Annotated in this window: 13 protein-coding genes and 1 pseudogene; 3 read left to right on the top strand and 11 right to left on the bottom strand. The window is 61.8% G+C overall.

Translation table 11 applies throughout. From position 1 onward, the window contains the following. Nucleotides 1-279 precede the first annotated feature (279 nt). The 3 genes from aqpZ to P3T23_RS46805 all read left to right on the top strand — a co-directional run bounded on the left by aqpZ (nt 280) and on the right by P3T23_RS46805 (nt 2,446). Nucleotides 280-1,032: an aquaporin Z gene (gene aqpZ, locus P3T23_RS46815; protein ID WP_429322816.1), complete on the top strand. Its 753-nt coding sequence runs from the start codon at nt 280-282 to the stop codon at nt 1,030-1,032. 122 nt (nt 1,033-1,154) lie between these two features. Beyond that, nucleotides 1,155-1,784: an RNA polymerase factor sigma-70 gene (locus P3T23_RS46810; protein ID WP_429322815.1), complete on the top strand. Its 630-nt coding sequence runs from the start codon at nt 1,155-1,157 to the stop codon at nt 1,782-1,784. A 263-nt stretch (nt 1,785-2,047) separates the two neighbouring features. Next, entirely contained in the window at nt 2,048-2,446 is a 399-nt protein-coding gene (locus P3T23_RS46805; protein WP_429322814.1) for a BON domain-containing protein, read from the top strand. A gap of 118 nt (nt 2,447-2,564) precedes the next feature. Here the strand turns inward: P3T23_RS46805 and P3T23_RS46800 are convergent, their stop codons facing one another. The 11 genes and pseudogenes from P3T23_RS46800 to P3T23_RS46750 form a co-directional block, all read right to left on the bottom strand. Further along, entirely contained in the window at nt 2,565-3,206 is a 642-nt protein-coding gene (locus tag P3T23_RS46800; RefSeq protein ID WP_429322813.1) for a hypothetical protein, read from the bottom strand. Between the two features lie 28 nt (nt 3,207-3,234). Beyond that, nucleotides 3,235-3,612 carry a hypothetical protein gene (locus tag P3T23_RS46795; RefSeq protein ID WP_429322812.1) on the bottom strand — a complete coding sequence of 126 codons (378 nt, stop codon included), beginning with the start codon at nt 3,610-3,612 and terminating at the stop codon, nt 3,235-3,237. 59 nt (nt 3,613-3,671) lie between these two features. Next, nucleotides 3,672-4,211, bottom strand: coding sequence for a hypothetical protein (locus tag P3T23_RS46790; RefSeq protein ID WP_429322811.1), 540 nt, complete (start codon nt 4,209-4,211; stop codon nt 3,672-3,674). Nucleotides 4,212-4,232: 21 nt separating this feature from the next. Further along, nucleotides 4,233-4,604, bottom strand: coding sequence for a YcgJ family protein (locus P3T23_RS46785; RefSeq protein ID WP_429322810.1), 372 nt, complete (start codon nt 4,602-4,604; stop codon nt 4,233-4,235). 69 nt (nt 4,605-4,673) lie between these two features. After that, a pseudogene (locus tag P3T23_RS46780) lies at nt 4,674-4,745 on the bottom strand (peroxidase); the annotation flags it as partial. Between the two features lie 45 nt (nt 4,746-4,790). Further along, entirely contained in the window at nt 4,791-5,435 is a 645-nt protein-coding gene (folE, locus tag P3T23_RS46775; protein WP_429322809.1) for a GTP cyclohydrolase I FolE, read from the bottom strand. Between the two features lie 93 nt (nt 5,436-5,528). Next, complete coding sequence (locus P3T23_RS46770; protein ID WP_429322808.1) at nt 5,529-5,690, bottom strand: hypothetical protein; 162 nt, start codon at nt 5,688-5,690, stop codon at nt 5,529-5,531. A 393-nt stretch (nt 5,691-6,083) separates the two neighbouring features. Then, the gene (locus tag P3T23_RS46765) at nt 6,084-6,389 is read right to left on the bottom strand and encodes a helix-turn-helix domain-containing protein (RefSeq protein ID WP_429322807.1); all 306 of its coding nucleotides are present in this window, start codon (nt 6,387-6,389) and stop codon (nt 6,084-6,086) included. Between the two features lie 48 nt (nt 6,390-6,437). Further along, complete coding sequence (locus P3T23_RS46760; RefSeq protein ID WP_429322806.1) at nt 6,438-6,662, bottom strand: hypothetical protein; 225 nt, start codon at nt 6,660-6,662, stop codon at nt 6,438-6,440. Between the two features lie 53 nt (nt 6,663-6,715). Continuing rightward, on the bottom strand, nt 6,716-6,970 hold the full coding sequence (locus P3T23_RS46755; protein WP_429322805.1) for a hypothetical protein: 255 nt from the start codon (nt 6,968-6,970) through the stop codon (nt 6,716-6,718). Next, nucleotides 6,967-7,305, bottom strand: a 339-nt coding sequence (locus tag P3T23_RS46750) for a hypothetical protein (RefSeq protein ID WP_429322804.1), incomplete at its 5' end; no start/stop codon positions are given. The genes P3T23_RS46750 and P3T23_RS46755, both read right to left, overlap by 4 nt.

The following is a 7,305-nucleotide window of genomic DNA, read 5'->3' as shown; positions in this document are numbered from 1 at the left end:
TGAACGCGAGCGCATGCATCGCGATGCCCGTGACGACCGGATGCATCATGATCAGATGGCCGACGGGCATCACGACGACCATATGGCGCGTTAAGACGGGTTTGTCTGCCCATGCTCCGTGCATTGCACGGAGCATGTCTCACTCTGGGATTGCTGATCGACGGGACAGTGTCTGGAATCAGGGTCTTGTCCATCGTGAACAGTACGCCGCTGGAATCAGCGATCCATATGCGTTCGCGGCCGTCACAGTTCCAACTGATTTCCTGGGGTATACGGATCATGAAACGATCAAAACGTCTCACAGCCGAAGCGTTCGGCACTTTCTGGCTTGTCCTCGGAGGATGCGGCAGCGCTGTCCTTGCTGCGAATTTCGCGGGTCCCGTGCATGGTCTCGGCATCGGCTTCGTCGGTGTCTCGCTCGCATTCGGCCTGACTGTGCTGACCATGGCCTACGCGATTGGCCATATTTCCGGCTGCCACCTGAATCCGGCGGTAAGCGTCGGTCTGACCGTCGCCGGCCGCTTTCCGGCACGCGACCTCGTGCCGTACATCATCGCCCAGGTGATCGGCGCGCTGCTGGGTGCACTCATGCTGTCGCTGATCGCCTCGGGTCAGCCCGGTTTCGACATGGCGGTGCGCGGCTTCGCCACCAACGGTTATGGCGACTGGTCGCCGGGACACTACTCGATGCGCGCTGCGTTCGTCTGCGAAATGGTGATGACTGCGGGCCTTGTGTTCGTCATTCTCGGCTCGACCGACAAACGGGCACCCGCAGGCTTCGCTCCGATAGCGATCGGACTGTGCCTGACCCTCATCCACCTGATCTCGATTCCGGTGACAAACACGTCAGTGAATCCGGCCCGCTCAACGGGGCCCGCGCTACTTGCGGGCGGTGCAGCCATGAGCCAGTTGTGGCTCTTCTGGTTCGCCCCCCTGGCCGGCGCCGTTATTGCCGGTGTTCTGTACCCGGCGATTGCTGGCGGCGGGCGTGTCACTGAAACCCGCGCCTCGTCCAGCGAAATGGCCGCGTGACAGCAAGGTATTACCCGCTGGAGAACCAGACGTCCCCTAACGTTACTCTCCATTTGCGCGTCAAAGTCCGGCGCGCGTTTTTTGAAAATGCATCCTGTTTCGCGCTCCCAACCAAGTCGCGCATGGTCGCACAGATGCTCCCGGAACAATTGGACGATCCCGTTTATCTGATGAGGTTGCGTCATGATCTGCTGCGGTTCGCCCGTCTGCAGTTGCGTGATGCAGCCGCCGCCGAAGATGCGGTGCAAGAGGCCCTTGCCGCAGCCTGGGCACAGGCCGACCGGTTCGCTGCACAATCGCAGCATAAGACCTGGGTGTTCGGTATCCTTCGCCACAAGCTGGTCGACACGTTGCGTTCACGACAGCGCACGGTCAACCTGTCTGCCCTCCAAACCGAACTCGACGACGAAACCCTGCTTGATCGTGAACTGTTCCGGGGCAACAACAGCCACTGGTACAACTACGGGCACTGGTCGAGAGAGGCAAAGCCGGGCCGGTGGCCGACGCCCGAAACCGCGCTGCGCCAGCGGGAGTTCTGGGAACTGTTCGAGGTATGCCTCGATGCGCTACCAGAGCACCAAGGTCGTGTGTTCATGATGCGCGAGTTTCTCGACCTTGAAATGGCGGAAATCTGTGCTGAACTGCTGATTTCCGCCAATCATTGCAGCGTCCTGCTCTATCGTGCACGGTTGCGGTTGCGCACGTGCCTGACCGAAAAGGGCCTTTCCGCAGAGGATGCGCACGCCGCCTGAAGGCACCTCTGCTATGAGATATTCCTGGTTTCCGGCTTGGGACCCATTGACTGGGTCGTCGCCAGGCAAAGCTGGCGGCGTACAACTCGGGGTTTTCACTGACATCCGTTTCGTTGCCTGATCCGTTAATGCAGAGGGTGAAGCAGGATGACGATGTCCTGCGATACCTGGCAAACGTCATCAGGGCGGTCGTGCGAGATCGTGCAATAGCCCGATCCAGGCCGCTGGCTGAACGACAGAACCCGTCATAAAAGGAAACCGGTATGAAAACCACCCAACGGCTCAGCGTCGCTGGCAGCGCGTTGCTTGTCGCGCTGTCGACCCATGTCTACGCACAATCTGCGGCGTCCCAGCCTGCCGCGATGCCAGCGGCGAGCGGACCGACGGCAACCGCACACGCGCAGTATCACGCGTCGAAAGCGCAGTACAAGGCCGCGAAAGCCGCGAACCGCGCACTGGCGAAAAAGGTGCGCAACACGCTGGTTGCCGACCGCACGATCAACGCCAACAATCTGACCGTACACGCACACGACGGCGCGGTTACCTTGCAGGGCAACGTGCCTGAACAGTCGCAGTCCGATCGGGCCACCGAGGTCGCGAAGGGCGTGGCCGGCGTGACGTCCGTGAAGAACGCGTTGTCGGTCCGGCCGGCCGGTACCTGACAGGCCACGCGCAGCGCTGATAGCTGCACCGGCGTCAGGCCGGCTTCGCGCCGACCTGACGCCGGTGGCTTGGAACCCTGTTCGCGGTTGCGCCCGTCTGATCAGCCGATTAGTCATGTCAGTGATCCGGCCCAATACTGACATCGATCCGGTAGAGGGTGTACTCATTTGGCCCGAAGCTGCAGTAGTCCCAGCAGCGGAACTGGAATTGCATCGTGTATTTGTGCGGCACCGCCAGTTCCCGCGTGAGGCGTTGCCCGAACCCGAGCGCACCTGCCTGCCGAAGCTCGGACAGGCCTGCCGCCGACGAGGTGTCGAACCATGACGACATCCGTTCGCCAGATCCACCGGCAGGTTCCCAGCCAGCCTTCCTGAAATCAGCCTGCAACCTGTTCAGCAGTGCGACGGCGTCATTGAACGGCAGCGCCTTCAACATGGGTGACGTGGTGATGGTTGCAACTTTCCTGTTACGCCACGTCACCTGCGCGAACTTCGTAGCAGGAAGTGTGAAGCCGTTAACAGGATCGCTAAACACAATGACGACTGCCGGGGCATCGACAGCCGTCATTCCGGAACCTTTGCCGGGGGCGGTGGAATGTTTCGCAACGGCAAACGTCGATCCCTTGACCACATCGTCGTAGCTTTCGCCGATCCGCACAGACAAGGTGGTCGTCGGCACGAGGTATTCTCGGTTGACCCACACAACCGCGCCCAGCATGACGACGATAATAACGACAGTCCAGAAGCAGAGGCGTTTCATCAGGGACATCCGGCGCCCATCGGTGCGCTCAGTCACTCGATTGCCCGTCCCGGTCGCGGGATACGCTGCCCTGCAGTGGCCGGCGGCTGGCCATGCACGTTTCCTGGAAGCGCCGGTTTGCCGCGTCGTAGCCCTGGAGGATCGCCGTCGGCAGCGCATACCGGTCCGCCCGCTCACGCTCCTGTCGGATGTCCTCTTCCGTCGGCACGCAGTAGACACTGTGCCCACCGTCGCGGGTCTGCCTGACCATGCCCCTTCCGACACACCCGGCCAGCACCTTCTGCACTTCTGGTGTGCTGTAGCCCGCCAGGCGCGCGATCTGCTGCCCCGTGTACGACGTGCCTGGCGTCAGGTATGCCAGCACCTTCGCCGGCGTGAGGGCTGGCTTCTGCACTGCTTTCGTCATATCGGGTCGTGTCTTAAACCATTTTTGTCGAAAATTTCGCTTTTACCGGCCGCCCCTCGTCATGGCTTTTCTCGCCCAGGCGCTTCCGATCGCGACGTTCCGATCACGACGCCGTCCGGAGAAAAATCTGCGTTGAACATCGCATCGCCCGACACGCCCCCTTCCTGCCAGTGCCAGCTCCATACCGTTTCGTGACTCAACGCATACCGGGCAACCGTTGCCGGTTTGCCGAGCAGTCGTGGCACCTCATCCTTCGTCATGCCTGGCGCGACCTTCCCGATATTTTCCGCAGTCAGCGCCTGAGTGATCGCGAAAAGTTTGCCATCCGGATCGAAGTCCAGCATGTAGGTGCTCGTTCCATTGGGGCCGCGCGGATACTCGAGCCGCTGCGACCTGTCGTCATTCTGCCAGACAATCTCGGGCTTGCCCGCCTGCCAGCGCACGTCGTCGATGGTCGACACACCCGGCTGCAGGTTGCCGAACGCCATCGCGTCCGGCTTGACCGCGTCCGCGACCTTCTGGTCGTCGCAGCCGGCTACGAGGACGCCAACCGTGCAGGCGACCAGCAGCGTCATCAGGTGTCGATAAGTGATCAGCATGTTCTAGAAGTTGAAGGCGCGTCACCGCGAGAATCGTTGGCCGAACAGTAGCTCCGTATATTTCCTGGACACGGCCCCGCTGCGCTGGCCGTTCCCGCCGTAGTACCGATCTTCGCGGCACAGTCGCTCTTTCACGTCGCAGAAAATACCGTTGGCGAAGGTGAACTGGGTCCGGTCGAAATCGCCCTGTGAAAACAGATTGGTCGCGGCCCTCTTGCCGAGATACTTCACGGTGAGCTTTCGGGAAACCCCCTTGTCGCTGGCACACAGATAGCGGTCGCAGAGCACGCCCGGCTCGGGTGACCGAAGCGTGGCCCGCTGCCCGGCATGGGTGGGGATTGCGGATACGGCCAGCAGCAGGGCCAGAGAAAACGACAGGCACGGTTTGTTCATGGTTCTTCACCTGGTGACAGGTTTGTGGAGCATCTGATGCATGAGGCTAATGGCTGGCCACGAGTCAGTCCCGAGTTCGGTCGTGCACACCGACGTGAAGTCCGCCGGGTGCGAGAACAGCACGCCCCAGCTGTCGCCAAGACGCAAACTCATGGTGTAGCTCCGTAAATAGAGGTGTCAAGAAAACTACTTGTGGTGTCCGATGGCATGCAGGAATTCGGTGCGCGCCTGCAGGTTGTGACTGAACTCGCCCGCATAGCACTGGGTGACGACGCGCTCGTCACCCCGCCGGTCCTCGCCCATCAGCAGGCACAGCTGCTCCGCCTCGATCAGGCAGGCCGCACCGCGTGCGAGGCCATGCGTGATGAGCGCGTTCGCGATCTGATTCGTGATCCATTCCTGGTACGTGTAGCGATGGCTGATAGCATCGATCATCCGCGCGATGCGGCCAAAGCCGTGGAGCCGCCCGCCGGGAAGATAGGCAACATGCGCGACGCCACGGAACGGCAGCAGGTGATGCGGGCACACGCCGTGGACGGCGATGCTGCGGATGATGACCATATCGCGGCGTGCATCTTCGAAACCGGCACCGAGCACCCCGGCCGGGTCCGCGTCGTAGCCGTCGAGCAGACGCTTTTGCCACAGTTCGCGCACGCGCTGAGCAGTCCTGCCGGTATGCGCCGGATCGATGTCGATGCCGCTCGCCTCGAGCATGCTGGTTACGGCCAGCTCGAACGCCGCGGCATTGAATTCGCGTATCCGCCGAATGCCGGTCTCGCCTGCATTGGGAAGAGGTGGATGAACATGATCATGCTGATCTGCAAAAGACATGAACTCTCCAGAATGCGACACCCTGTAGAACGGGGGAATTTGCTTCCCATGCGCCTGACGCAGGCCTGGTCCGCTTCGTGATGTCACCGGGTGTCATTCCGTGTCGAGAACCGATGCGGCGACCATCACGCCAATCAGCGCGCCCGCCAGCAGGCCCGCAATCGCTCCCTCGGCTGCGGCGACGCTAACCCCGATCGCAGCACCCATGAACATGCAGCCCGCTATGATGCCGAAGTGAAATCGCTCGAATCGCATGGTTTATTCTTCAGGTAAGCGTTTCCGCATGAACGCTGTCTGGTACCGCTGCTGGCAATGCCGTCACAGCTGTTGACTGGCCCTCGGGCCGGGCGCCTGCCGCGCCGTGTCAATGAGCGGCCGCGCGAAACTGACTGGTGGCTCACGACCTGCGAGAGATCGTCGATCTGGACGCGCCGGATCACCGGTAGCGTCGCGTTGATATCGCCGGACTCCGAAACGAGATACCTGTCTCCGTCACGGACCCTCGACCAGATGACTGCCGTCGGGGAAATCCGTTCGCACGCCTCCGGGAATACGGACCGAGGTTTCGCCCGGGACATTGACGGGAAATGGAGTCGCCTCGCCTGGCAAAGGCCGTTCCTAGGTTGTGTTGTTTGCACCTGTTGCGTCCTACTCGAACGAGATCACAAGCCGTTTGCCGCAGGCGGCAGCATACTGCCGCAGGACGTGCAGCGGCACGGCATGGCCGGAGGCTATCCGGTTTTCCATGTGCAGGAGATCCACCGTGTCCACCCCCATCCGTTCGGCCAGTTGCGCCAGACTCACGCCGGCATCGTGGCGGGCCCCGAGCATCGCGCCAAAGAGCGCCGTATCGTCCGGGCGCGGGGTAACCTGCGGGCTATGGCGTTTCGGCGGTGTGGTGCTTCCGGCAGATGCGTTTGCCAAGTCGAGCATGACCGGGTCGAAGTATGTCAAAAGTTGCTCCTTGATCAATGAGGGTGCGTCAGGGCGGCAGAGGCATAACTACTCGAATGAGATTCCCAGCGTCCTGCCGCAGACATGCCGCTTGCCGGCGTGGGCTTTCCTGACCGTGCGTCTTGCAACGCATTCGGTCAATAGCGTCTGAACGTTCGGGACGCCACTCTTCACCCGTCGGGCAATTTCATGCACCGTATGACTCTCGCCCGGCGTCATGCTCGCTAGCACCGTTTCCACCGTGACGATCGCGTGCTTCTCTGCATTGCTCATTACTGAACGGTTCCCTGTTTCCCGTGCCTGTTTCCCGTTTTGAGGCGGCGCGTTCATGCCGACGCCCCGTCACTGCGGTGAATCATCATCGGGCGTAGTGCGGCTTCACTGTAAAATCGCTGGTCACCGTGCTCGCTGCGGATGCGCACACAGCCGTCATAGATCTGGATCACGGCATCCTCGCCCCACGCGTCGCGCAGACCGCGCAGCAATGCACGCTGGCGCCGGTCTAGATAGAACGGCCAGAGCTCCCGGTGCACCATCTCCCGGACTGATGGACACCAGCCTGCATGAACTGGCGTCGTCACGACGCGTCGCCCCGTGGCGGGTCCAGTTCATCGGCGCCCGGACGAAAGCGCCAGCCGAGCCGGTATGCAGGCTGGCGCCGGTGATACGAGCGAGGATGCTCTCGGTCAAACGCGCCCAGCATCACCAGTTCGTCCACTGCCAGCATCCACTCAGATCGGGTCAGACCGCTTACGGGCTGCAAATCCAGACTGTGGATCCGACGTGCCTTATCGAATTCGAGCCCCGACACGGCAAGCAGTGCCACAAGGAACGCCGCGTCACTCAGCGAGCAGCGTGCGAGTCGGTCAAGAAACGCGCGCTGTTCCGGGGAGAGCGCGGCATGGCTCGGGTTCAG

This window comes from Paraburkholderia sp. GAS448, assembly GCF_050435685.1.
Lineage (GTDB): Bacteria > Pseudomonadota > Gammaproteobacteria > Burkholderiales > Burkholderiaceae > Paraburkholderia.
This window is presented reverse-complemented; position numbering and strand designations above follow the sequence as displayed.

Excerpts from the sequence above, each read along its gene's own strand:
- aqpZ (WP_429322816.1), top strand. The coding sequence starts at position 280 with ATGAAACGATCAAAACGTCTCACAGCCGAAGCGTTCGGCACTTTCTGG.
- P3T23_RS46810 (WP_429322815.1), top strand. The coding sequence starts at position 1,155 with ATGGTCGCACAGATGCTCCCGGAACAATTGGACGATCCCGTTTATCTG.
- P3T23_RS46805 (WP_429322814.1), top strand. The coding sequence starts at position 2,048 with ATGAAAACCACCCAACGGCTCAGCGTCGCTGGCAGCGCGTTGCTTGTC.
- P3T23_RS46800 (WP_429322813.1), bottom strand. The coding sequence starts at position 3,206 with ATGAAACGCCTCTGCTTCTGGACTGTCGTTATTATCGTCGTCATGCTG.
- P3T23_RS46795 (WP_429322812.1), bottom strand. The coding sequence starts at position 3,612 with ATGACGAAAGCAGTGCAGAAGCCAGCCCTCACGCCGGCGAAGGTGCTG.
- P3T23_RS46790 (WP_429322811.1), bottom strand. The coding sequence starts at position 4,211 with ATGCTGATCACTTATCGACACCTGATGACGCTGCTGGTCGCCTGCACG.
- P3T23_RS46785 (WP_429322810.1), bottom strand. The coding sequence starts at position 4,604 with ATGAACAAACCGTGCCTGTCGTTTTCTCTGGCCCTGCTGCTGGCCGTA.
- folE (WP_429322809.1), bottom strand. The coding sequence starts at position 5,435 with ATGTCTTTTGCAGATCAGCATGATCATGTTCATCCACCTCTTCCCAAT.
- P3T23_RS46770 (WP_429322808.1), bottom strand. The coding sequence starts at position 5,690 with ATGCGATTCGAGCGATTTCACTTCGGCATCATAGCGGGCTGCATGTTC.
- P3T23_RS46760 (WP_429322806.1), bottom strand. The coding sequence starts at position 6,662 with ATGAGCAATGCAGAGAAGCACGCGATCGTCACGGTGGAAACGGTGCTA.